General features: G+C 35.1%; 22 protein-coding genes, 1 pseudogene and 1 riboswitch. Of the genes and pseudogenes, 9 read left to right on the top strand and 14 right to left on the bottom strand.

From position 1 onward, the window contains the following. Nucleotides 1–216 precede the first annotated feature (216 nt). Nucleotides 217–404: riboswitch (cobalamin riboswitch) on the top strand. 130 nt (nt 405–534) lie between these two features. Next, nucleotides 535–2,823 carry a 5-methyltetrahydropteroyltriglutamate--homocysteine S-methyltransferase gene (gene metE, locus Q3V31_RS07160; protein WP_329763705.1) on the top strand — a complete coding sequence of 763 codons (2,289 nt, stop codon included), beginning with the start codon at nt 535–537 and terminating at the stop codon, nt 2,821–2,823. 37 nt (nt 2,824–2,860) lie between these two features. On the opposite strand, the gene comJ is transcribed toward metE, so the two are convergent. Continuing rightward, a complete protein-coding gene (gene comJ, locus Q3V31_RS07155) occupies nt 2,861–3,250 on the bottom strand; it encodes a competence protein ComJ (RefSeq protein ID WP_000424027.1) in 390 nt (129 codons plus the stop codon). 35 nt (nt 3,251–3,285) lie between these two features. Further along, the gene (gene nucA, locus Q3V31_RS07150; protein ID WP_000811509.1) at nt 3,286–3,720 is read right to left on the bottom strand and encodes a DNA-entry nuclease; all 435 of its coding nucleotides are present in this window, start codon (nt 3,718–3,720) and stop codon (nt 3,286–3,288) included. Between the two features lie 236 nt (nt 3,721–3,956). Between nucA and Q3V31_RS07145 the strand changes: the two genes are divergently transcribed. After that, nucleotides 3,957–4,706, top strand: coding sequence for a DUF3967 domain-containing protein (locus tag Q3V31_RS07145; RefSeq protein ID WP_000387500.1), 750 nt, complete (start codon nt 3,957–3,959; stop codon nt 4,704–4,706). A gap of 58 nt (nt 4,707–4,764) precedes the next feature. On the opposite strand, the gene kinB is transcribed toward Q3V31_RS07145, so the two are convergent. Continuing rightward, complete coding sequence (gene kinB, locus Q3V31_RS07140; protein WP_016130208.1) at nt 4,765–6,039, bottom strand: sporulation sensor histidine kinase KinB; 1,275 nt, start codon at nt 6,037–6,039, stop codon at nt 4,765–4,767. Between the two features lie 309 nt (nt 6,040–6,348). On the opposite strand from kinB, the gene Q3V31_RS07135 reads away from it, so the two are divergent. Then, nucleotides 6,349–6,549 carry a hypothetical protein gene (locus Q3V31_RS07135; RefSeq protein ID WP_000929279.1) on the top strand — a complete coding sequence of 67 codons (201 nt, stop codon included), beginning with the start codon at nt 6,349–6,351 and terminating at the stop codon, nt 6,547–6,549. 117 nt (nt 6,550–6,666) lie between these two features. After that, nucleotides 6,667–7,830 (top strand): aminotransferase A, encoded by a 1,164-nt coding sequence (locus Q3V31_RS07130; RefSeq protein WP_000434572.1) that lies wholly within the window; start codon nt 6,667–6,669, stop codon nt 7,828–7,830. 14 nt (nt 7,831–7,844) lie between these two features. Here the strand turns inward: Q3V31_RS07130 and malR are convergent, their stop codons facing one another. From malR to Q3V31_RS07110, 4 genes are all read right to left on the bottom strand, one after another. Next, nucleotides 7,845–8,867, bottom strand: coding sequence for a maltose operon transcriptional repressor MalR (malR, locus tag Q3V31_RS07125; RefSeq protein ID WP_000219030.1), 1,023 nt, complete (start codon nt 8,865–8,867; stop codon nt 7,845–7,847). Between the two features lie 434 nt (nt 8,868–9,301). Next, nucleotides 9,302–10,144 (bottom strand): maltosaccharide ABC transporter permease MalD, encoded by an 843-nt coding sequence (malD, locus tag Q3V31_RS07120; protein ID WP_001022608.1) that lies wholly within the window; start codon nt 10,142–10,144, stop codon nt 9,302–9,304. Next, nucleotides 10,145–11,446: a maltosaccharide ABC transporter permease MalC gene (gene malC / locus Q3V31_RS07115; RefSeq protein ID WP_001194979.1), complete on the bottom strand. Its 1,302-nt coding sequence runs from the start codon at nt 11,444–11,446 to the stop codon at nt 10,145–10,147. A gap of 76 nt (nt 11,447–11,522) precedes the next feature. Next, the gene (locus tag Q3V31_RS07110) at nt 11,523–12,782 is read right to left on the bottom strand and encodes an extracellular solute-binding protein (protein ID WP_000709907.1); all 1,260 of its coding nucleotides are present in this window, start codon (nt 12,780–12,782) and stop codon (nt 11,523–11,525) included. A gap of 325 nt (nt 12,783–13,107) precedes the next feature. On the opposite strand from Q3V31_RS07110, the gene Q3V31_RS07105 reads away from it, so the two are divergent. Then, complete coding sequence (locus tag Q3V31_RS07105; protein WP_329763628.1) at nt 13,108–14,868, top strand: alpha-glycosidase; 1,761 nt, start codon at nt 13,108–13,110, stop codon at nt 14,866–14,868. A 39-nt stretch (nt 14,869–14,907) separates the two neighbouring features. Here the strand turns inward: Q3V31_RS07105 and Q3V31_RS07100 are convergent, their stop codons facing one another. Beyond that, on the bottom strand, nt 14,908–16,584 hold the full coding sequence (locus Q3V31_RS07100; protein ID WP_329763626.1) for a glycoside hydrolase family 13 protein: 1,677 nt from the start codon (nt 16,582–16,584) through the stop codon (nt 14,908–14,910). 271 nt (nt 16,585–16,855) lie between these two features. Between Q3V31_RS07100 and Q3V31_RS07095 the strand changes: the two genes are divergently transcribed. After that, a complete protein-coding gene (locus tag Q3V31_RS07095) occupies nt 16,856–17,956 on the top strand; it encodes an ABC transporter ATP-binding protein (RefSeq protein ID WP_000818943.1) in 1,101 nt (366 codons plus the stop codon). A 66-nt stretch (nt 17,957–18,022) separates the two neighbouring features. Here the strand turns inward: Q3V31_RS07095 and Q3V31_RS07090 are convergent, their stop codons facing one another. The 3 genes from Q3V31_RS07090 to Q3V31_RS07080 form a co-directional block, all read right to left on the bottom strand. Continuing rightward, a complete protein-coding gene (locus Q3V31_RS07090) occupies nt 18,023–18,532 on the bottom strand; it encodes an SDR family NAD(P)-dependent oxidoreductase (RefSeq protein ID WP_000218315.1) in 510 nt (169 codons plus the stop codon). 65 nt (nt 18,533–18,597) lie between these two features. Further along, on the bottom strand, nt 18,598–18,693 hold the full coding sequence (locus Q3V31_RS07085; protein ID WP_000145641.1) for a hypothetical protein: 96 nt from the start codon (nt 18,691–18,693) through the stop codon (nt 18,598–18,600). A 277-nt stretch (nt 18,694–18,970) separates the two neighbouring features. Beyond that, complete coding sequence (locus Q3V31_RS07080) at nt 18,971–19,426, bottom strand: RDD family protein (protein WP_000769075.1); 456 nt, start codon at nt 19,424–19,426, stop codon at nt 18,971–18,973. 131 nt (nt 19,427–19,557) lie between these two features. Between Q3V31_RS07080 and Q3V31_RS07075 the strand changes: the two genes are divergently transcribed. Continuing rightward, nucleotides 19,558–19,989 (top strand): DUF3997 domain-containing protein, encoded by a 432-nt coding sequence (locus Q3V31_RS07075; RefSeq protein WP_000832854.1) that lies wholly within the window; start codon nt 19,558–19,560, stop codon nt 19,987–19,989. Nucleotides 19,990–20,025: 36 nt separating this feature from the next. Here Q3V31_RS07075 and Q3V31_RS07070 read toward each other — a convergent pair whose 3' ends face one another. Together Q3V31_RS07070 and Q3V31_RS07065 are read right to left on the bottom strand one after the other, a co-directional pair. Further along, a complete protein-coding gene (locus Q3V31_RS07070; RefSeq protein ID WP_000973886.1) occupies nt 20,026–20,784 on the bottom strand; it encodes a hypothetical protein in 759 nt (252 codons plus the stop codon). Nucleotides 20,785–20,973: 189 nt separating this feature from the next. Beyond that, the gene (locus Q3V31_RS07065; protein WP_001116893.1) at nt 20,974–21,702 is read right to left on the bottom strand and encodes a DUF4184 family protein; all 729 of its coding nucleotides are present in this window, start codon (nt 21,700–21,702) and stop codon (nt 20,974–20,976) included. A 148-nt stretch (nt 21,703–21,850) separates the two neighbouring features. Between Q3V31_RS07065 and Q3V31_RS07060 the strand changes: the two are divergent. Then, nucleotides 21,851–22,119 (top strand): annotated as a pseudogene (locus Q3V31_RS07060) (hypothetical protein). 10 nt (nt 22,120–22,129) lie between these two features. Continuing rightward, on the top strand, nt 22,130–22,882 hold the full coding sequence (locus tag Q3V31_RS07055) for an AAA family ATPase (protein WP_329763620.1): 753 nt from the start codon (nt 22,130–22,132) through the stop codon (nt 22,880–22,882). Nucleotides 22,883–22,912: 30 nt separating this feature from the next. Here Q3V31_RS07055 and Q3V31_RS07050 read toward each other — a convergent pair whose 3' ends face one another. After that, on the bottom strand, nt 22,913–24,088 hold the full coding sequence (locus tag Q3V31_RS07050) for an acetyl-CoA C-acetyltransferase (protein WP_000552067.1): 1,176 nt from the start codon (nt 24,086–24,088) through the stop codon (nt 22,913–22,915). Nucleotides 24,089–24,126 lie beyond the last annotated feature (38 nt).

The following is a 24,126-nucleotide window of genomic DNA, read 5'->3' as shown; positions in this document are numbered from 1 at the left end:
TCTAAAAGAGGTGCCCCTCTTTTAGAAAAACCTAATACTATAATTATTCCCCTCAACTCAAAATACCCTCATTTTAATAATAAATCCCTATTATAAATTCTTAATTTTCTGAATAAAATAAATAAAAAACTTTAGAATTTTCTTATTTTAAAACAGTGGACAAAATTCCGAAAATTGTGTTAGAATTTGTTTCAATATCATATTGCTTGTTACATTCCTTTCAAAAGGAAAATAGGTACACGAACATTTCATTTCGTGTTTAAAAGGGAAGTTTGGTGAAACTCCAACACGGTCCCGCCACTGTAAATGCTAAGATTTCTTTTTTGTGCCACTGTGAAAACGGGAAGGTGAAAGAAATTATATGAAGCATAAGTCAGGAGACCTGCCTATTTTAACAACACTGGTAGACTCACGGATGATGATGAGGTGTTAAGAACAAAAAGGAAGGCTTATTTTTCTATGCCTTTATGCTTTTTGTTACAGGTATTTCCTAGTAAACGGAAATGCTTACTTTCAATTAGGGAGGAATTTAAAATGGCAATTCAAACAAGTAACTTAGGTTATCCACGTATCGGACTACAACGAGAGTGGAAAAAAACATTGGAAGCTTTTTGGTCCAATAAAATTGATGAAGAACAATTTTTAACGACAATGAAAGAAATTCGCCTTCAACACGTCAAAGTACAGCAAGAAAAAGGAATTGAATTAATTCCAGTTGGCGATTTTACATATTATGACCACGTTCTGGATACAGCCTACATGTTAGGGTTCATCCCGTCACGTTTTTCAGAGTTTACATCTTACCTTGATGTATATTTTGCGATGGCACGTGGTTCTAAAGATCACGTTGCTTCTGAAATGACAAAATGGTTTAACACAAACTACCATTATATTGTTCCTGAATATGAAGAAGGATTACAAATCTCATTAAAAGACAATCGTCCTCTTCGTTTATATGAAGAAGCGAAAAAAGAGTTAGGCGTTGATGGAAAACCAGTTATTTTAGGACCTTATACATTCCTAAAACTAGCAAAAGGTTATAACGAAGATCAATTTGCCACTATTTTAAAAGAGCTAGTTGCACCTTATGTTCAATTATTCTCTGAATTACACGCAGCTGGAGCACAAGTTATTCAAGTTGACGAACCAATCTTCGCATCTTTAACAAGAGATGAAATTAATCAAGCGAAAGAACTTTACGAAGCTATTCATAAAGAAGTTCCGAATGCTAACCTACTTCTACAAACATATTTTGATAGTGTAGAAGAGAACTATGAAGAAATTATTACATTCCCTGTTTCCGGTATTGGATTAGACTTTGTTCATGGCAAAGAAGGTAATATAAATGCTATTTCAAAATATGGATTCCCAGCTGATAAAATTTTAGCTATCGGTTGTATAGATGGCCGTAACATTTGGAGAGCTGATCTTGATGATGTACTTTCTTTATTTACAACATTACAAAATCAAATTGCAGCAAAAGGTTTAATTGTTCAGCCTTCTTGTAGCTTATTGCATACTCCAATTGATAAAACAGAAGAAGCACACTTATCAACTGAATTATTTGATGCACTTGCATTTGCTAATCAAAAATTAGAAGAACTAGTCCTTATCCATTCTGCTCTTACTAAAGGTGTAGAAAGTATCAGTAGCGAGCTGACAACATATCGTAACGCACATAATGCCATCCGCTCATCAGCTGCACGTAATCGTGAAGATGTAAAACTTGCAAGTACATCACTTAAAGAAGATGATTTCTCACGTCCTCTTCCATTTGAAAAACGATATGAACTACAGCAAGTGGCTTTACAATTACCGTTGTTACCAACAACAACTATCGGTAGCTTCCCGCAAACATCCGAAGTTCGTCAAACTCGTAAACAGTGGCGTAACGGTGATATTACAAATGAACAATATAATCAGTTCATTGAAAAGGAAACTTCGAAGTGGATTCGTTACCAAGAAGATATTGGTCTTGATGTACTAGTGCATGGTGAATTTGAAAGAACTGACATGGTCGAATATTTTGGTGAGCGCCTTGCTGGTTTCTCATTCACTAAAAACGGTTGGGTACAATCATACGGTTCCCGCTGCGTAAAACCACCTGTTATTTATGGTGATGTAGCCTTTATTAACGGAATGACTATTAAGGAAACTGTTTATGCACAAAGCTTAACAGAGAAAGTTGTAAAAGGAATGTTAACTGGACCTGTCACTATTTTAAATTGGTCATTCGTTCGAAATGATATTTCACGAAAAGAAGTTTCATATCAAATTGCACTAGCACTTCGTCATGAAATTGAATTACTTGAATCTTCTGGAATAAGAGTAATCCAAGTCGATGAGCCCGCACTTCGTGAAGGTATGCCGTTAAAAGAGAAAGATTGGGATGCATACATTACATGGGCAGTTCAATCATTCCTTTTAGCAACATCTTCTGTAGCAAACGAAACACAAATTCACACCCATATGTGTTACAGTAACTTCGAAGATATTGTAGATGCAATTCGTGCGTTAGATGCAGATGTTATTTCTATCGAAACATCAAGAAGTCATGGAGAATTTATTGATACATTAAAACATACAACATATGAAAAAGGAATTGGTCTAGGTGTATATGACATTCATAGTCCACGTGTCCCAAGTAAAGATGAGATGTTTGCAATCGTAGAACAATCTTTACAAGTATGTGATCCTAAATATTTCTGGATTAATCCAGACTGTGGTTTAAAAACTAGAAGAACGGAAGAAGTCATTCCGGCTTTAGAACACATGGTGCAAGCAGCAAAAGATGCTCGTTCCCTTTTAAAAACAAACGCATAACAAAAATGGGTTATCCTCCAAAAGGATAACCCATTTTTTATTCTTTACTTTCAAAAAAGAATTCATATTGTATTTTATATAATTCATCATCCGTTGGCTCTTCAAGAGGAATTGCCTGTAATACAACGGTATACTCACCATTTGGAATAGGGATCTGAAATCTATTTGAAAGAATACTCGTTACAACGATACATTCATTTTCAACTGTAAAAGGAACCGCAACCGTTCTAAGCACTTCTTCTTTCTCAATATGTTTTCCACAAGTCACTTTTACTTCACAAGTATAATCAGAGAGTGCTTCAAAAATAACAGTTCCATCCGCCTTAGCATAACCTCTTTCAAAATCTTCATCTGTCCAATCTACGTAAGGCTGTTCACCATCATAGTTCATCAACATTAATTGTGAATAAGAAATTGTTAACTCCATAGTTCCCTTCTCCTTCATTATGAAATGTGCAACTACTATTTCACTTCAAATTTCACACGCGTACCATCTGGATATTTGTCTAGCTTATTCCCTACCCAAGAACCTGCACCGCGGTTATCTGCTGGACTTATATATTCAATATGAGCTCCTTTTCCGCCTTCCTTACACATCGCCATCGGCCATTCATCGCGATCATAACCTTTCTTCGTCGGATATGGCGCTAACGATAATTTCCTTCTATCCGCTGCACCATTACGATCAATTGTACACATTTCTGAATGCCCTTCTTTTATAGCATCCGCTATATGTTTCCCGGTCTCTGGATATCGTTCTTTCGGGAACTCTAAAATTTGATCATACGTAGTTGTTTTTTTAGTACTTGTCTCCTCTGGCACAAGTACTTCATATACCGCTACCAAAAGAGAAAGAATTGCAATAATTGAAATGATAATACCTTTTAATTGCTTCATGTGTACCTCCGTGTTCCTACCAATTTCTTTTCCTCAGCTATTATAACAAACTTCTTCTATGTATGTTTTCAGACATTATTTTAGCTCTTCCTCTCCATTCCGCCAAAAACATTCATTTTTCCCCATCTTTTCACTAATGCTGTAGAAAACTAATAACCTTCCGACATTCTTTTTCAAAGGAAGTCCTCATAAAAGATTGAAATGATATATACGATACTTTTTGGGGAGGAACTATCATGGAAGCTATTTATAAAACGAAAGATGTTACAAATAAAACAGGTATCCCAAAACATATAGTCCGAAAATATAGCCAACTCTTAGAGGAACACGGTTATATCATTTCAAAAACAGCTGATGCTCGTATTTATAAATTGGATGATTTAAAACTATTGAAATCTATACATGAAAGAGCTGCTACATTACAAGAAGATATTTCAGAAACAATACCTATTATTTTAAAAGAGAAAGAGGCCCCACCTGTACCTGTTATTCAAGATAAGCAAGAAATACAACCAAAAGAAAAAGAAGATGGGCGTAACTTTGAGGAGTTCATGTTAAAACTTGAAATGCTTGCTCAATTAAATGAAGCAATTATTCATCAAAACTCTACTCTCATTACACAAAATCGTTTAAAAGACGAGAAATTAGATGAACTTATGCAACAAGTTTATGTAAAGGAAGGATCTCAAGAAAAAATGTTACAAGATCTAGTTGATCACGCCGCTCAAACAGATGCACTCCAGAAAGAAAAGATGGACTTATTAATGAATCATATGTATAAGCGAGAATCTAAACAAGAAGAAAAAATGAATAAACTTGTCCATCAAATTTACAATAAAGACAGCAGCCGTGATGCACAACTCATGCAAGTTATTCGCGAAATTCAAGAAACAAAAAGATTGGTCGCCGCCTCAAAAGAGCAAAGCTTCTTTCAATCATTTAGAAGTTTATTCATTCGAACAAAACAAGAAAAAACAAATGAATAAACTTCTGTATATTTTCTAATGCACAATAAAATAAAAAGTTACCTTCTACCGGTAACTTTTATTCCTTATATCGTACAGCTGGCAATATAATAATAGCTTCAGTTCCTTTTCCACTTTCACTTTTATATTCCAATGTACCATTATGCGCTTGTAAAATACTAAATGTTACCATAAGACCTAATCCTGTTCCTTTTTCTTTTAAAGAATAATACGGTTGTCCAAGCCTTGTTAACTGTTCTTTTGTCATTCCAACGCCACTATCTTTAACTCTTATTACAATCGTTTCATCTTTTTGAATAGCCGTTACTTTTAAATACCCTTTGTTTCCTTGAATTGCTTCAATACCATTTTTAACAACATTCATAATAGCTTGCTTCAATTTCGTTTTATCACCGATAGTATAAAGGCTCTCAGAAATCTCAACTTGCAAATAAACGCCCTGCATTGCTGCAAATGATGACATAAGCGTTGTCATTTCAATTAATTGTGCTGATAAACAAATATGTTCTTTTTTTTCAATTTGTGGCCTTGCTAAATTTAAATAATCTGAAATAATCTGTTCAGCACGATCCAGTTCAGCTAATACGAGACGCATATAATCTTTGTTTTTTACGTCTTCCGTACTCTCTAGCAATTGAATAAACCCACGTACCACAGTGAGCGGATTTCGAACTTCATGTGCAACACTTGCAGCTAACTCACTTACAATATTAAGTTTTTCTGATTTTTGCATTTCTGTACGCAATAATGCATTTTCGTTTAAATACTCAGTCAAATACACTTGAAACACCATTGTCATAACCATAATAAGTGATGCAAATATATACCCACTATATAGATTAGATATGTACGGTGTAAAACCTGTTTCTAAAAGGACATTCAACATCCCAAATACTAATGAAACAAGAACATAAAATGATGCAATCATAAAAGCTAATATTAGCTTCTTATCTCTTGAAAAAAGAGACCATTTCTTTGACAAAAACAATGGAATTATTGAAAGAAATATAACTTCTACGACAGGCAACCAACTGAGTCCCTTAACAATCCATTCATATGCAACAAAAATAATGGCAGGGATGAGCCCAACAATCCCCCCATATAAAAAACCACTAACAATTGGGATTGGATGAAAATTGTATCCACAAACGGTACCAAAACAAATAGAGTATGTCATGGAGAGAACGAGTGTAACGCTAGATAAAAACATAATAAAGTAGCGATTAGGCTTCGGAAGCATTTCTTGATAACGATTTAAACGAATCGCTTCATATAAAAATAGTGGTAAAATAATGATGGCAATTTGGATCATTAAATCACGAATCAGCTCCATAGCCTCTCATCCCCTATATGTATTTTGATATGATTATATCATTTTATAAGTTGATTTGTTTTAAAATTTTGATTTTTCTTAACATATTTGTTAATTATTTGTTAACAACTAATAATAAATGTTACAGATTTCCGAAATGATTGTAAACCCTGTACCAAATTTCCTTCATGCAGTATACAATGAATACGGATTACAAAGAAATTAAAAAACACTTCACTAGACGGACAACTATCGCAAAATACAGCATATAATCCATACTATCTATGTTTACAAATAAGTGATCATTACTTTAGTAGGAGGAAGATAAAAATGGCGGGTACTACGCTTGTTTTAAAAGAAGAAAATTTGGTTGTGCTAGAAAACGTTGAAAAATCAGTATACGAAGAACTGCAACATAAAGCAGGGGAAGATAACTGTACATGTGCTGTAAATGAATCCGTTGTCCATCTCGGCAAAGTATCTTCCGTACTTTGGAACGAAGATGAAATAGATTGGGAATACGGTTATTAAAAAGTCGCTTTCAGCGGCTTTTTTCTTTTCTCTCTTTCTAAATGACATATGCAAAGCGGAATCATAGAAAATATGTTAAAATGGACTTAATTTTCAAACGGAAGAAAGGGAGATACAATGGAACAATTCATTAATCCTAGAGTGAAGGACATCCAAATTTCTGGAATTCGTCAATTCTCTAACATGATTCAAAACTATGATAATCTTATCTCTTTAACAATTGGACAACCCGATTTCCCTACACCTTCTCTCGTAAAAGAAGCGGCAAAACGGGCTATTACAGAAAATTATACAAGCTATACACATAACGCCGGTTTACTAGAATTACGTAAGGCAGCTTGTAACTTTGTAAAAGATAACTACGATTTACATTATTCACCTGAAAACGAAACCATCGTTACAATCGGTGCCAGTGAAGCAATTGATGTTGCATTCCGAACTATTTTAGAACCAGGAACGGAAGTAATTTTACCTGCTCCTATTTATCCTGGTTACGAGCCGATTATTCGACTATGTGGTGCAACTCCTATTTTTATAGATGTTCGTGAAACTGGATTTCGTTTAACAGCTGAAGCATTGCAACATGCAATTACAGAACGAACAAGATGCGTCGTTTTACCGTATCCTTCTAATCCAACTGGCGTTACCTTATCAAAAGAAGAATTAGAAGATATTGTATCTGTCTTAAAAGATAAAAATATTTTCGTTCTTTCTGATGAAATTTATAGTGAACTTGTATATGAAGAAAAACACACATCTATCGCTCATTTCCCAGAAATGCGTGATAAGACGATTGTCATTAACGGCTTATCAAAATCACATTCTATGACCGGCTGGCGTATCGGACTTTTATTCGCTCCAGAATATTTAGCAAAACACATATTAAAAGTTCATCAATACAATGTTACATGTGCTACTTCAATCGCTCAATATGCTGCAATCGAAGCTTTAACAGCTGCTAAAGATGCCCCGAAGATGATGCGCTATCAATACAAAAAACGCCGTGATTACGTATATAATAGACTCATTCAAATGGGTTTAACGGTCGAGAAACCAACAGGCGCATTTTATTTATTCCCATATGTTGGACATTTAACATCTTCATCATTTGATTTTGCACTTGATCTTGTAAAAGAAGCCGGGCTAGCCGTTGTTCCTGGAACAGCATTTTCGGAATACGGTGAAGGCTACCTTCGCCTTTCCTATGCTTATAGCATCGAAACTTTAAAAGAAGGCTGTGACCGTTTAGAAGCTTTTCTAAAGCAAAAAGCTAAGAGTTAAACTCTTAGCTTTTTTTATGCATAATGATCACAAGTTTGACGCTTCAGTAATTTATGTGGAATAATAATACACTTTGCAGTTGACTCAGCATTCTCTACTTTATCAACTAAAGCTTTTGCTGCTTCATATCCTAGCTGATATATATTCACATCAACTGTCGAAAGCGGAGGACTCGCAATTTCTGATAATAAAGCATTATTAAAGCTTACAATAGAAACATCCTTCGGTACAACGAATCCTTTTTTAGAAAGTGCGCTTAGTACACCAAGTCCAATTAAATCATCCGTTGCCATAATTGCCGTCGGTGGTTGCTTCAGTCCCATTAACTCCTCAACGGCTTGTTGACCACTTTCCCTTGAAAAATCAAAGTGTAAAATATACTCTTTCGGTAATACAATGTCTGCTAGTTTTAAAGCATCACTCATACCGGCTAAACGATCTCTCGTTACAAGTAAATCTGATCCACCACCAATGAACGCGATCTGTTTATGGCCTAGTGAAATTAAATATTCCGCCACTTCTCTTGCAGCTGTATAATTGTCATTATCTACATATGTAATTTCATCTTTTCGATCATATGGTTTTCCAATTAAAACAAACGGGAAGTTTTGGTCATGCAAGTATTCAATAATCCGATCGTTCTCTCTTGAATATAAAAGAATAATACCACCGATTTGACGCCCTTGTACCATTTTTACAACTCCATTAAAAATTTCATCTTCCGTTTCACCAGTCGACATATAAAGCGCATACCCTTCCACATGTGCAAATGAACTAATTCCTCTTATAACTTCTGGGAAAAACGGATTTTGAAAAGCTTTACTTGCAGAACTCGGCATAACAAGACCAAGTGTCTTCGTCGTTTGGTTCGCAAGGTTTCTTGCATTTAAATTTGGATGATACCCTAATTCACTCATTACTTTTCGAACACGGCGCTTTGTCTTTTCACTTATACTTGGATTATCAGCAATTACACGAGAAACAGTTGATGGTGCTACGTTCGCTTTCTTCGCCACATCTTTAATTGTAACTGTCATAAAAATCCCCTCCTTTCACTTCTCTGCCATTTTCATATATTTTATCCCGCATTAACGAGCAGTAAGACCCCCACCTCAAAATTCAGCGAAAACAAAGAAGTTAGGTGGGGATCAACTGCCCGTAAAAGCCCGATTGGTTCAACTAATAATCAGTGGGGGATGAACAAAACCCCCACTGATTAAAGTTTCACTTTATCTTGCACCCGTTGCAAGTCATAGGAGAAGTCATAAACTTTCATTTATTTATTCTATCTTGCAAAACTTATCATATTCTCCCTCTCCATGTATTGTAAGGGATATAGCTCTTTTTTCCTATACTATAATATACTATTTATTTCACTTCTTTTCATATGCGATGTCAAATCTCTTTTCATCTCCCTATAAAATTTTTTATAGGGAGATGAAAAGAAAAATGGGACGTAATGTCCCATTTTTCATCCTTTCGTACCTCCAGCTGTTAAACCAGAAATAAAGTATTTTTGTAGTGATAGGAATAAAATTGAAATTGGGATTGCAATTAAAACTGAACCGGCTGCAAACGTTGTAAATTCATTACCAAATTTCTTCGCTACCATTTCATATAACCCAACTGCTAACGTATAATTTTCTGGTGTTCGCAAAATAATACTCGCTAAAATGAAATCTGTAAATGGACCGATGAAAGTGAATAACGCTACAACTGCTACAATCGGCTTTGCAAGTGGCATAATGATTTGCCAAAAAATACGGAAATGTCCTGCTCCATCCATACGAGCTGACTCATCCAATTCTTTCGGAATCGTATCAAAATACCCTTTCATAAGCCATGTATTCATTGGGATTGCCCCGCCTACATAAATTAAAATTAATGCAAGGTGCGTATCAATTAATCCTGTTAACTGCGCTAATACGTATAGAGCGATTAACGCTGCAAAGTTTGGAATCATTTGCAGAATTAAAAATGTTAATAAACCATTTTTTCTTCCAACAAAACGGTATCTCGAAAATGCATACGCAGTAAAACTAATTGCTAACACTGAGAAAATCATCGTTAAAACACTTACTTTTAATGTGTTTTTATACCATAGTAAATAATTACTATTCTCTAAATCTAATAACTTACGATAATGATCTAACGTTGCATTTTGCGGAATAATACTTGATCCAGATAAACTATCACCCGGATTAAACGATGAGCCAATAATCCATAATAATGGATAGAAAATGATGGCACACATTACGAAAATAACGAGATAACTTAATGAGAGACGTAACATCTTTTGTCTTTTAATATTCATTTACATCATATCCTCTTCTTGGAATGATTTTGTTCTCTTAAATTGCCATAACGCAACTGTAATAACGATTAACGATAAGATCATTGTAAGAGCTGCTGCTTTCCCGTACTGCGCCGAAGTCATCGTTAACTTATAGATCCATGAAATTAAAATATCTGTTCCACCTGCGTCTTGTCCAGCTACAGCAGGACCTCCGCCGTTAAATAGATAGATAATACTAAAGTTATTAAAGTTAAACGTATATTGCGTAATTAATATTGGTGCTGTTGCATATAAGACAAGTGGCAATGTAATTTTACGAAACTGTTGCCAAGCTGTAGCTCCATCTACTGTAGCAGCTTCATATAATTCTCCTGGAATCGATTGCAATATACCTGTAGTCATTGCAAAGACGAACGGGAATCCAAGCCACGTTTGAATCATAATTAAAGCAATCTTCGCCCAAAATGGATCTGTCATCCAAGCAATCTTTTCAATTCCGAATAAAGCTAATACTTGATTGTTAATCGCTCCAAATGTTTCATTAAACATACCAGAGAAAACAAGAATAGATACGAATGCTGGGACCGCCCACGGTAAAATGAAGATTGTTCGAATAATTGCCTTCCCTTTAATACCAGGCTGATTTACGATAATCGCTAAGAAAATACCAAGCGCAACCTGTAATGTCGTTGCAACGAATGTCCAAATAACAGTCCAAGAAAATACACTTAAAAACGTCTCTCTCCACATCGGTAATGTAAAGATATCAATAAAGTTTTTAAACCCTACCCAATCTACTAATTTAGCTGGAGGAGAATGATATAAATCATAGTTCGTAAATCCAATTAAAATTACGAAGATGATTGGAAATACAACTACAAAGATAAGTAATAGAAAACCTGGTGAAACCATTAAATATGGAAACCCTTGATCTAGTAAATTACGGTATTGTTCTTTTACAGAGTTTAACGGTGTTCCTATATCACGTTTTTTCCCGTTTTGATATGCATCATATAAATTAAATCCATATATTCCGAGTCCAAACCCGATGACGATGAGTGCCAAAATTCCTTCTACTAATAGAAAGACAGAATGGTCACGTGGAACTTCTGTACCAAGCGTTACAATTCCCCATAATCCCATATTTAATAAATCAGCAAAGGCTACAATAAATGAACCTGTTAATACTAGAAAAATAAGACCTTTTACAAATTGTTTATTATACATTTGGCCCACGCCTGGAATGATTGATAACATGGTTGCCATTTTCCTATGTTTTGAACCGTTTAAATCTTTCGCTGGCTCCATAGATGTTTGCATGTTCCTTCCCCCTTTTTTCTTCCTACTTGGAAGGGAGAGAATTCGTGCCTCTTATATTCGAGGCACGAATTTCACCTTATTTTTTATTGCTGTGGTTTGCCTCTATATTCCCTTTAATTTGCTTCACTGCATTATCAAGTGCTGCTTTTGGTGCTTCTTTATCTGTAACAACTAACTGAAGAGCGTCTCCAGCTGGTTTCCACACTTCTTGCATTTCCGGAATATTCGGCATTGGAACTCCATTTTCTGATTGAGTTGCAACTGCTTTTGCAGCTTCATTATCTTTAATAATTGGATCTTCCATTACTGATTTTACTGGAGGAATTTCTTTTGTTTTCTCAAATCGAATTTTCGCATTTTCTTCATTAGTTACCCACTCAGTGAATTTTGTAGCTAAATCATTTTGTTTAGAGAAGCTTGTTACATGCCATCCTTTTACCCCAACAAATGTTTTCATCGGTTGACCATTTGGTAATTTCGGCATTGGAGCAACACCATAATCAATTCCGTTCTTTTCCATCGCTTGGAACGCCCACGGTCCGTTCATAATAGACGCTGCTTTTCCTTCATTGAATAATCCGTCCGCAGCAGGGCCACCAGATTCACCAATAATACCTTTTGGGAATAACTTTTCTTTGTACCATTTTTGAAGATATTCAGCACCTTGTACTGCTCCACTATTATTTAATCCAACATCGCCTGCATTTGGCTTTCCGTCTTTCTCACCAAATACATATCCGCCCATACCTGCCATAAACGCGTTAGCAAAGTAGAAGTTATCTCCTAATGTTAAAAATCCGTACTTGCCATCCTTCGTAAAGTCTTTTGAGAAGTTAAACAGCTCATCCATCGTTTCTGGTGCTTTTTGCATTAATTTTTTATTGTAAATAAAAACTGGTGTTTCAATTGCTTTTGGTAAACCATATAATTTTCCGTTATATGTCTGTGCTTCTATTGATAAGTCAGTAAATTTACTCTTCACAGCATCATCTGCTTTTACTTCAGAAAGTAAGCCTTCTGTTACTGCATTTCCAATTTGATCGTGTGGCAATGTTACAACATCCGGCCCCGTCCCCGCAGGTCCATCAAGACGTAACTTCTTCACTTGATCCGTCATTTGCATTTCAACAACTTTAACTTTTACTTTATATTTTTCTTCAAAGCTTTTCACGGCTGGTTCTAAACCAACACCTTTTTTATCATCTTCCCAAACGAGAAGATCATAATCTTTCTTCTCTTTACTTGCTTCCTTTTTCCCTGAATCTTTCGGTCCACATGCAGATAACATACCGATGGACAATGCTGAAATTGTTAATAGTGATAATGCTTTCTTCATCCCAAAAAACCTCCCTAAATTCTCTATGTACCTCAGAAATTGAAAACGTTTGCATTGAATAGTTTAATAGAAGCGCAAACAATATCTCAATCTATGAAAACGTTTGCGCTATTTGTCTATCATTATACATTCTTTTATTCATTTTGCAAATATTAATTTTCAAAATAATCTCCTCATACTCTTTATCCATTGACTTTACATAAAATGAATACTACTCTTATAAGCAATATTAAAGTTATGTGAAAGGAAATCGTTTGCAACATAATCTTTATTATTTCGTTTTAGGTAACAATATGTATAGAGATATTAAAGGGGGATTTTCTATATGCTTAAAGAAGCAATCTATCATAGGCCAAAAGATAATTATGCATACGCTTACGACGAAAAAACAATTCACATCCGAATACACACAAAAAGAGATGATGTTCACAGCGCCGCCCTCATCTACGGTGATCCATACGAATGGCAAGATGGGAAATGGATTACAGCGAGTACACCGATGAAAAAAACCGGATCTACTGAGTTATTTGATTATTGGTCGGTTTCAATCGAACCAAAATTTAAACGCTTACGATATGGATTCGAATTAAAAAACGACGTAGACACTCTTATTTATACAGAAAGAGGATTTTTTTCTAACATTCCAAATGACGATGTCGGTAACTTTTTCTGCTTTCCATTCATTCATGCAAAAGACGTTTTCAGGGCACCATCTTGGATTAAAGACACAGTATGGTATCAAATCTTCCCGGAACGATTCGCTAACGGGGATAGCGCATTAAATCCGGCAAACACCCTTCCTTGGGGAAGTGCAGAGCCAACTGCTACTAATTTTTTCGGGGGTGATTTCGCTGGCATTCTTCAAAATCTTGATTACCTTGTGAAGCTTGGAATCTCTGGGATTTATTTCACTCCTATTTTTAAAGCTCACTCGAATCATAAATACGACACAATTGATTACATGGAAATCGATCCACAATTTGGGACGAAAGAAACTTTTAAAGAACTCGTTGAAGCATGTCATAAACGTGGTATAAAAATAATGCTCGACGCTGTTTTTAATCATAGCGGATACTTCTTCGATAAATTTCAAGACGTGCTGAACCATGGTGAGAATTCCGCCTATAAGGATTGGTTCCATATTCATGAATTTCCAATTATAACTGAGCCGCTTCCTAATTATGATACTTTCGCATTTACACCATATATGCCTAAATTAAATACTGCTCATCCAGATGTAAAAGAATATTTACTTGAAGTAGGTCGTTATTGGGTAAGAGAGTTCCATATAGACGGTTGGCGCCTTGATGTCGCAAATGAAGTCGATCACAGCTTTTGGAGAGCATTCCGTAGTGAAATAAAAGCATTAAATCCTGAAGTATATATTCTAGGAGAAATCTGGCATGATGCACTCCCGTGGCTACAAGGGGATCAATTTGATGCTGTAATGAGCTATCCTGTGACAAACGCCCTACTTTCTTACTTTGCTAACGAGTCCATTCATGCGAATGAATTCATGAAACAAATTACGGATTCTTTACATTCCTACTCTATGAATGTAAATGAAGCGGCATTTCATTTATTAGACAGTCATGACACACCTAGAATTTTAGCAACATGTAATGGGGATACAAATAAGTTAAAGTTACTCTATGTATTTCATCTTTCTTTCATCGGCTCTCCTTGTATTTATTACGGAGATGAAATTGGTATAGACGGCGGTATGGATCCAGCTTGTCGCAAATGTATGATTTGGGATACGAAAGAACAAGATCATCTATTATTTACACATGTACAAACATTAATTTCATTACGAAAGCAATATAAAGCATTTGGAGGACATGGTACTTTCCAATTCATCGAAGCAAATGATGAACATAATTATATTTCTTATACGAAAACATTTAAAGATGAAACTATCTTTTTCGTTTTAAATCCGACTGATAGTGAAGTTACTGCTTCACTCCCTCTCCATGTTACTGGAAAGAAAATCATTAACATTTATACAAACGAAGAATTTTCAGCGGAAGCAAGTGTATTACAAGTTACACTTCCACCGTACGGATTCTCTATTTTAAAATGGTAATAGAAAAATCCTTATGCCAGGGTGGCATAAGGATTTTTCTTATTTCAATTTAAATACCATTGCTTCATATGGTCGTAATATAATATTTTCTATCGATACATTTTCTACGTCATAATTGTGTATTAATAACTCTAATTCGTTATAAATAATGTCCTCAGGTAATTCGAATACACATTCATCCGCAGTGAAGTTTGCAATCACCAGAAGCTTTTCTTCTCCATATGTTCTTACATAAGCAAAAATAGAAGGATTATTTTCTAGTATTAAATCGTATGATCCATACACAATAATCTCATTATTTTTACGTAACTCAATTAATTTTTTATAGTAATAAAAAATTGAGTTTTCATCTTGGATTGCATGCTCCACATTAATCTCTTTGTAATTAGGGTTTACCGCAATCCATGGCTCACCTGTTGTAAATCCAGCGTGATTCTTATCGTCCCACTGCATTGGCGTTCTAGCGTTATCTCGGCCTTTTATATAAATAGATTCCATTACTTTTTCTTTCTCTTCGCCACGGTCTACCACTTTTTCTTTATACATATTTAACGTTTCAATATCTCGATATTCATCAATTGATTGGAATCGAACGTTCGTCATTCCGATTTCTTCTCCTTGATAAATATACGGTGTTCCTTTCATCATATGAAGCACCGTCGCTAACATTTTCGCAGATTCAGTACGGTATATTCCATCATCACCAAAACGAGATACAACGCGAGGCTGATCATGGTTATTCCAATAAAGGCTATTCCATCCTGTATGCTCTAATGCTTTTTGCCACTTTGTTAAATTCTCTTTTAAAGTAAGAAGTGAACATGGTTTTACATCCCATTTCCCGCCTTCTCCTGAATCTAAATCCATATGTTCAAATTGGAATACCATTTGTAGTTCTTTTCTAGCATCACCTGTATATAATTTAGCCTCTTCAGTCGTTACACCTGGCATTTCCCCAACCGTCATAATGTCATAATGAGACAATACTTCTTCATTCATTTCATGCAAATATTTGTGAATGTTCGGACCGTTCATAAAATGTTTATGCCCTGAAACATATCCTTCTTCATCCGTTTCAACAGCTGGTAAGCCTTCTTCTTTAGAAATAAAATTAATAACATCCATACGGAATCCATCAATTCCTTTTTCTAACCAAAACTTCATCATGCCATAAACATCTTGTCTTACCTTTGCATTATCCCAGTTTAAATCTGGTTGTTTTTTAGAAAACAGATGTAGATAATATTCGTCTGTCATTTCATCATATTGCCATGCAGAGCCACTAAACGCTGCTCCCCAGTTATTCGGCTCTTTCCCTTCATTTCCAGGACGCCACATATAATAGTCTCTATATTTATTATCTTTCGATTTACGTGATTCAATAAACCAATTATGTTCATCTGAAGTATGATTAACAACTAAGTCCATCATAAGTTTCATATTACGTTTATGCATTTCATGTAATAGTTCATCCCAGTCTTCCATTGTTCCGAACTCATTCATAATTTTACAATAATCACTTATATCATAACCATTATCATCATTTGGAGATTCATAGACTGGTGATAACCAAATTACATCAATACCCAATTCTTTTAAGTAATCTAGCTTTGAAAGAATGCCACGAAGATCCCCTATGCCATCACCGTTACTATCCATAAAACTACGAGGATAAATTTGATATACTACACTTTCTTTCCACCATTGTTTTTCCATTATGCTACCCCATTTCATCTATACTATAATTTTTTCTTTTTTAAGGCGCAAACGTTTTCATTAATGAATGATAACAGATTCTATCTTAATTTAAAATAGCGCTTACAATATTTATTCTTCTTTTTCTAAGAAAACTAGCGAAACTTACTACATTTTCTTGCGGAAATGAAAACGTTTTATTTTTTTCTAGTGTTTTTATTTCTTTTTTGAACCTATTCGTTTATAATGAACTCAAAGAAAACGTTTGCATAAATTTCTAGGGGGAAATATCATGGCAGAACTTAAATTAGAAAATATTTATAAAATATATGATAATAACGTAACAGCCGTAACAGATTTTAACTTACACATTCAAGATAAAGAATTTATCGTATTCGTCGGTCCTTCTGGATGTGGAAAATCTACCACATTACGAATGGTAGCTGGCCTTGAAGATATTTCAAAAGGAGAATTTTCAATTGATGGTAAGCTAATGAACGATGTTCCTCCAAAAGATCGAGATATCGCAATGGTCTTCCAAAACTATGCTCTTTATCCGCATATGAGTGTGTATGATAATATGGCATTCGGATTAAAACTTCGAAAAATACCGAAAGATGAAATCGATCGTCGCGTGAACGACGCAGCGAAAATTTTAGGGCTTGAACAATACTTAACTAGAAAACCAAAAGCGTTATCAGGTGGACAACGACAACGTGTTGCATTAGGAAGAGCAATTGTTCGAGACGCAAAAGTTTTCTTAATGGATGAACCATTGTCAAACTTAGATGCAAAACTACGTGTTGCAATGAGATCCGAAATTTCTAAATTACACCACCGCCTTGGCACAACGACAATTTATGTAACGCATGATCAAACCGAAGCAATGACAATGGCTTCACGTCTTGTTGTTATGAAAGATGGAAAAATCCAACAAATCGGAACTCCAAAAGAAGTATATGAAACACCTGAAAATATTTTCGTTGGTGGTTTTATCGGTTCACCCGCAATGAATTTCTTCCGCGGAAAATTAACTGAAACCGATTTCGTAATAGACAGTTCACTAAAGTTTAAAGTATCTGAAGGGAAAATGAAGTTATTACGCGAACAAGGCTATGTAAATAAAGAAATTGTTTTAGGTATTCGTCCAGAAGATATTCATGATGAACTATTATTTTTAGAAGCTTCACAATCTACTACTTTCACAACAAAAATTGAAGTTGCAGAGTTGTTAGGGGCTGAATCTATTTTATATATGAAACTTGGAAATCAAGATTTTGCGGCACGTGTTGATGCAAGACATACTTTTTCACCTGGAGATCAAATTAAACTTGCATTTGATTTAAATAAAGCGCATTTCTTTGACAGTCAAACAGAACAACGTATTCGTTAAAAAATAAAGTTCTATTATAAAACATACAAAAAAACCGTCCACATACATTGAGGGCGGTTTTCATTATTATACTAGGGCGTCTACTGTATGAAATGATTGTCCTTTCGTGCTAATAATACCGAAAATCGGTAAGTCACTAAGCACCACTTCTTCTTGCTGTTTCATAAAAGATGACGTTAATTGTTTTATCTCTATCCAAACGTCATTAATACAAAGTACATTGGAATCGTTCTCTTGTTGGCGAGAAAAAATAGAATCTATTTTATATAAACCAGCATTTTGAAAAAGCATATCAATGCGACTGAATGCATTCAAAGTAATACTGATAACGCGTTGCCAATCTCCTTGTTTTCCCATATCATAGGATACAAAAAGTGCCTCTCCGCCTAGATTCGTAATTTCTTCCACTGTTGCTTGTCCACTTTCTTGATCAATGTCCGTCACAATTACTTTTGCGCCTTGCTTAGCCAACAAAAGAGCTGTACTACGTCCAATACCGATGCCACCACCAGTTACAATGGCAACCTTTCCTGCAAGCTTCATTTTCATTACCCCTTCTATATGTCTTACCGTCATTCAGTATACTCCTTTATTAGATTAGTCCGCAAGCAGGAAAAGTTAACCTTACAAATTGTAAACGATTACTTTTTTGTTTCTTTTTTCTTACTATTATATTGATCAAAGGTTAAACCGATAAAAATAAGAATCCCCCAAAATATTAAGCTACCTCCGGTCATTCCAAATCCCCCTTTGTAATATAACAATATTATTTATATTCATTATACCATTAACTTAATTTTCAATCTATTTAAAAGGAAAATAGGATGTTTGAATTAGCTATCGCTTCTTTAAACATCCTTCAGTAACATGGCGAGTACTATATAGGAGATATCCAGCCCATATAAATTTCATTATATCAATTACATTTATCAAATTTCTAAAAAAATAAGACTTTTTATATGCAAACAATAAAAAGTCTTATTTCACTATTATAACGTATAATCTAAATGTTTTTTATACCAGACTCATCACTTTCGTCTTTGCAATTAAATCATGGAAACCACAATTATCTTTGCGGAATAACATCATATATACGTTACATATTAATGGAATTCCAAGTAACAATATGTTTGGTAATAACAATACAAAAAATCGTATTATTAATGTTTGTAACGTTAGTTTTTCACTTGTTAATGAAATTACTTTTGTTCTTGTTACCTTTTTACCTACTGTAGAACCGTTCCAAATAAATGGTAACAAAATAAAATATATAGCCATTAGCATGAAAGCTACCGTAAGGTCATATCTATAGTCACCAAAACTTATATTAAAACGATTGAAAATAGCACTATAGTTTCCAGTGATAACAGCTACTATCGCACCGTACATAACCGAGATTAAAAACATGTCAATAAGGGAAGCACCTATGCGATTCATTACAAGCGCTGGACGATGCATCTTTAACTTCATTCTATGTCGACTCCTTCATATCCTTCTTTACCCGTTTCATCGTACCACTTCTAAAAAACATTGTAAACTAGCGTTTCTCTTACTTTTCTTGTACAATGTGTTACAACAGCACTATAAAGGAGGTTCCCATATTGAAAAGATGGATAATCCTATTTGCCGCACTCTTATTAACAGGTTGTACAGGCAATACAAACCATTTAACCTATACCATTAACGACGAATATGAACTCATACATACTTCTGGAGATGCATTTGAACTTTTCCCCTCGCAAGATGCTGTATATGCTACACAATACATCCCAGCAAAAATCACAGAAATTGCTTGGGACGATAAATACATTATCACAAAACAAATTGTGGAAAAATCAGATCCAAATAATCCCGATGCAGCAATTACAAATAAAAAAAATGAACATTATTGGATTATCGATGTAAAGCATAATAAACGATTCGGTCCTTATAATGAAAAACAATTTAACGAACAAAAAGATGCATTTAAAATTACAGTACCTTTTCAAAGTGTAGATTCATATGTGAAAGAGCTAAAAAAACAGTCAGCATAAATTTTTATGCTGACTGTTTTCGTTTACATACACACCTTACTTGGAAAGTGAGATATTGAAAGTTTGTGGCTCTTGAACAGCTTCATGAGTATCTCCTGCCGCTAAATCATCTGTTGTAAACTTAATATCCTTTACCTTCTCTTTTCCATCATCAAGTATTAAACCGATAATTCCGGCTCGTGTCTCACCAGGCTTATAATCTTCCCTTGATACACTCTTTGTCCCCACCAGTGTGTCTTCTTCATATAAAAAGTTTTGAGTCCCTACATTAAAGTGTTGTTTATCATTAATAATAACATCATTCATAGAGAAGAATTGCATGTTCTTATTTCCACTATTTTCTACCTTATATGTAATTTCGACATACCGAATCGTTTCGCTAATCTCTGTTCCACTTAACGATGCATATAATTCAGCATCTTCTTGACTCACTTTATCTCCCAATCTACGCTTTACTTCTTCAGGAGTTAATGCCGTATACACTTTCAATGTATTTTTTGCATCTTTGCTCATTTGTGATAATGAGATAACTTTAACGTCTTGTACATGAATTTTCATTGGGGCTACTTCAAATGTTTGATTCACAGAATGAATCTGTTCTAATTCAAATGTCCCCCATCCTTTTTCTTTCACTTTTTGCCCTACTTTTTTAAGCTCATGCCCACCATACTCTTTTGTTTCTGGAATAGATTCTTTCTTTTTAGGTTCTGCCTTCTTTTCTTCTTGATGGAAGCAACCACTTAACATAAGAAGAAAACTACATAAAACAAAAATACTTTTCCATGCTTTCATCATTTAATTTCTCCTAACACTATCATTCATTAATATAAAGTGAAACTTTAATCAGTGGGGGTTTTGTCCATCCCCACTGATTATCAGCCTTCACCAATCGGGCTTTTACGGGCAGTTGATCTCCCACCTAACTTCTTCGCTCCAACCGAATTTTGAGGTGGGAGTCTTACTTGCCCAGAAATAGCGGGTAAATTAGTCCCTTGCTTTGTAAACTATAGAAACAATGAGAAGTCCACAAAACGAACTTGTCAGTCCAGATACTATTATACCCCCTATTTGGAAAATATGAAAATAGGGATCTATGAACGCATGAACGATAAATATAAGAGCTGTCACAATTATTGCCGAAACCCAATACTTCCTTTTTTCTGAAGCTATAATAATATCTTTCCCTGTTTCATCTTTATACTTCCATAGTACATATAATAGTAATAATAAACCGACACATGTACTCCCGTGTTGCATATATTTATACACTGGGATATTATATAATTCTTTTTGTAAAAATGGTATTTCCATAACGAAATAGCCTGTATTATGAGTAAAGGCATCCCAAACGACATGCGTGAGCATACCAAATAAAGCAGAATAGCAAAATACAAAGAAATTCTTCCATGTATGAAGCCCCCACCTCTCATCTACCGCATATGTATAGTAACCAGCAAATGGTTTAGGTAAATGTGTTATAAACGGCTTTTTTAAAATGTGATGATATATGTATGCGAGTAGAAATACAAGCGGTAAATTTAAATATAAGAACCCAAGCCATGTATGGCCAATGACACCATACGGTCTAAAGTGTAAAAAATATTCAAAATCAGGCGCCATACTCCCTAATATAAGAGCCGTTACTGAAATATATTGAGAACGCTTTTTCACAAAAGGAAGAACTGCTGCTGGATGCGCAAATGTAAACGGCATGTTTTGACTCCTTTTCATATTTTCAATAGAATACCATCTATCATAACGAGTGAATTGATCTTGATGCAATATTTATTTTCACATTGGAATATGATAGTTTACGTGTTATAATCCACATGAAATAGTCAGAAAATAAGGAAGTATTCGCCTGTCATTAACACTTGTCTTTTTTCTTGTTCTGTTTATCTTTTGCTAAGTACATACATTAGCTTCTTTCTATGGAAGCACGACAAAATTATAAAATATATACCTGCTCTCGTTGGCTTTATGAGCGTTCTTTTCATTTTTATATGGAAAAGAATGTCTTTTGGCTGGGAAGGTCTCGGTTTTGGCGCACTTCAATATACAATTTTATTCGCAAGTTGTCTTACACTTGTATTTGCTGCTTTGTTAGAATTAAAATCCGTTATGAATTGAGGTTTATATATTGATTGACGTACACTTTTTAAAAAATGTCACATTAAAAAAAGAAAATATCCCTAGTTTTTCCGCATACCCTTACTGTCTGCCCGCTATCCGAACTTTACAATCACTAGCTTTCCACCCAAATGTAACATTCATTATTGGAGAAAACGGAACGGGTAAATCAACATTACTCGAAGCAATTGCAATTGCTTTAGGATTTAATGCAGAAGGTGGAACGAAAAATTTCCGCTTTAGCACAAACGATTCACATTCATCTTTACATGAATACCTTCGAATTTCCAAAAGTTTCAATACACCAAACGACGGTTTCTTTCTTCGCGCTGAATCATTTTATAACGTTGCTTCTTATATCGATGAAATGGATGCTGATCTAGAAGCACGCGGAAATCCAGTTATTGACTCATATGGTGGTATCTCACTACACAAACAATCCCATGGTGAATCATTCTTTTCATTATTTATGAATCGTTTTTCAGGACAAGGTTTATACATTTTAGATGAGCCTGAGGCCGCTCTATCACCAATGAGACAACTTTCCATGCTCATTCGAATGCACGAACTAGCGGAACAAGGTTCACAATTTGTTATTGCGACACACTCTCCTATTTTAATGGCTTACCCTGAATCCACTATATACTCTTTAACACAAGAAGGGATTCACGAATCTACATTAGAAGAAACCGAGCATTACCAAACGACGAAACTTTTCTTTGAAAATCGTGATCGATTATTTCATCATTTATTTGATTCTTAAAAAAAAGAAGCAGCGATTGCTGCTTCTTTTTTATAGTGCTTCTATAAATAATGCGACCCCAATACCGCCGCCGACGCATAGAGAGGCAATTCCTTTTTCTAATCCGCGTCTCTTCAATTCATGAATTAAACTTACTGTGATACGAGCTCCTGTACAACCGATTGGATGTCCAAGTCCTACACCACTACCGTTTACATTCACTTTCTCACGGTCTAATCCTAACTCTTTCTCTACAGCTAGGTATTGTGCAGCGAAAGCTTCATTAATTTCAAGTAAATCAGCATCTTCTAATGACCAATCTACTTTTTCTAATCCTTTACGAATTGCTGGTGCTGGTCCAATTCCCATAATTTTAGGATCTACTCCAGCTACTGAATATCCAACAATTCGAGCTAACGGCTGTAAGCCTTTTTCTTTCGCTTTTTCTTCACTCATTAATACTAGAACTGCACTTCCGTCATTAAGACCAGATGCATTCCCTGCAGTTACTGATCCATCTTTACGGAAAGCTGGTTTTAATCCAGCTAATTTTTCCGCTGTAATATCTGCACGTGGATGTTCATCCTTCGAAAATACAATTTCTTTTCTGCGTTCTTTTATCGTAATAGGAACAATTTGATCGTCAAAATATCCAGACTCGATTGCATTTAGCGCCAATGAATGACTACGAAGTGCAACTTCATCTTGTTCCTCTCTTGTAATTTCATATTGGTCAACTAAGTTTTCCGCTGTTTCCCCCATCATAATATGATGGATTGGATCTTCTAACACTTCCCACACCGTATCACGAATTTCTCCGTGCTGTAGACGTTGTCCCCAGCGGTGCTGTTTTAATGCATAAGGGCTTGAACTCATTGCTTCTACTCCACCTGCAATAACAACATCACTCACACCTAATTGAATTTGCATTGCAGCTGACATAATTGCTTGCATACCTGAAGAACATTGGCGTTGGATTGTATACCCCGTAACTGTGTCAGGAAATCCTGCCGCTAATGCAGCTGTTCTCGCCGTATTTGCTTCATCAGTTCTTTGAATACAATGACCTAAAATTACTTCATCAACTTCATGTGGTTCTACCCCGCCTCGTTTTACAGCTTCCTGAAGTACAGGAACAGCTAATTCTACTGGCGTTACATTTTTTAGCGCTCCCCCAAAAGTTCCAATTGGTGAACGAACTGCAGCTGTAATAACAACATTATGCATTTTGTACTTGCCCCTCTCTTATGTATCCTAGTCAGTTT

It is taken from the genome of Bacillus nitratireducens (genome assembly GCF_036320425.1).
Taxonomy (GTDB): Bacteria; Bacillota; Bacilli; order Bacillales; family Bacillaceae_G; genus Bacillus_A; species Bacillus_A nitratireducens.
Note: the sequence above shows the minus strand (reverse complement) of the source record. Positions and strands in the feature narration are given on the sequence as shown.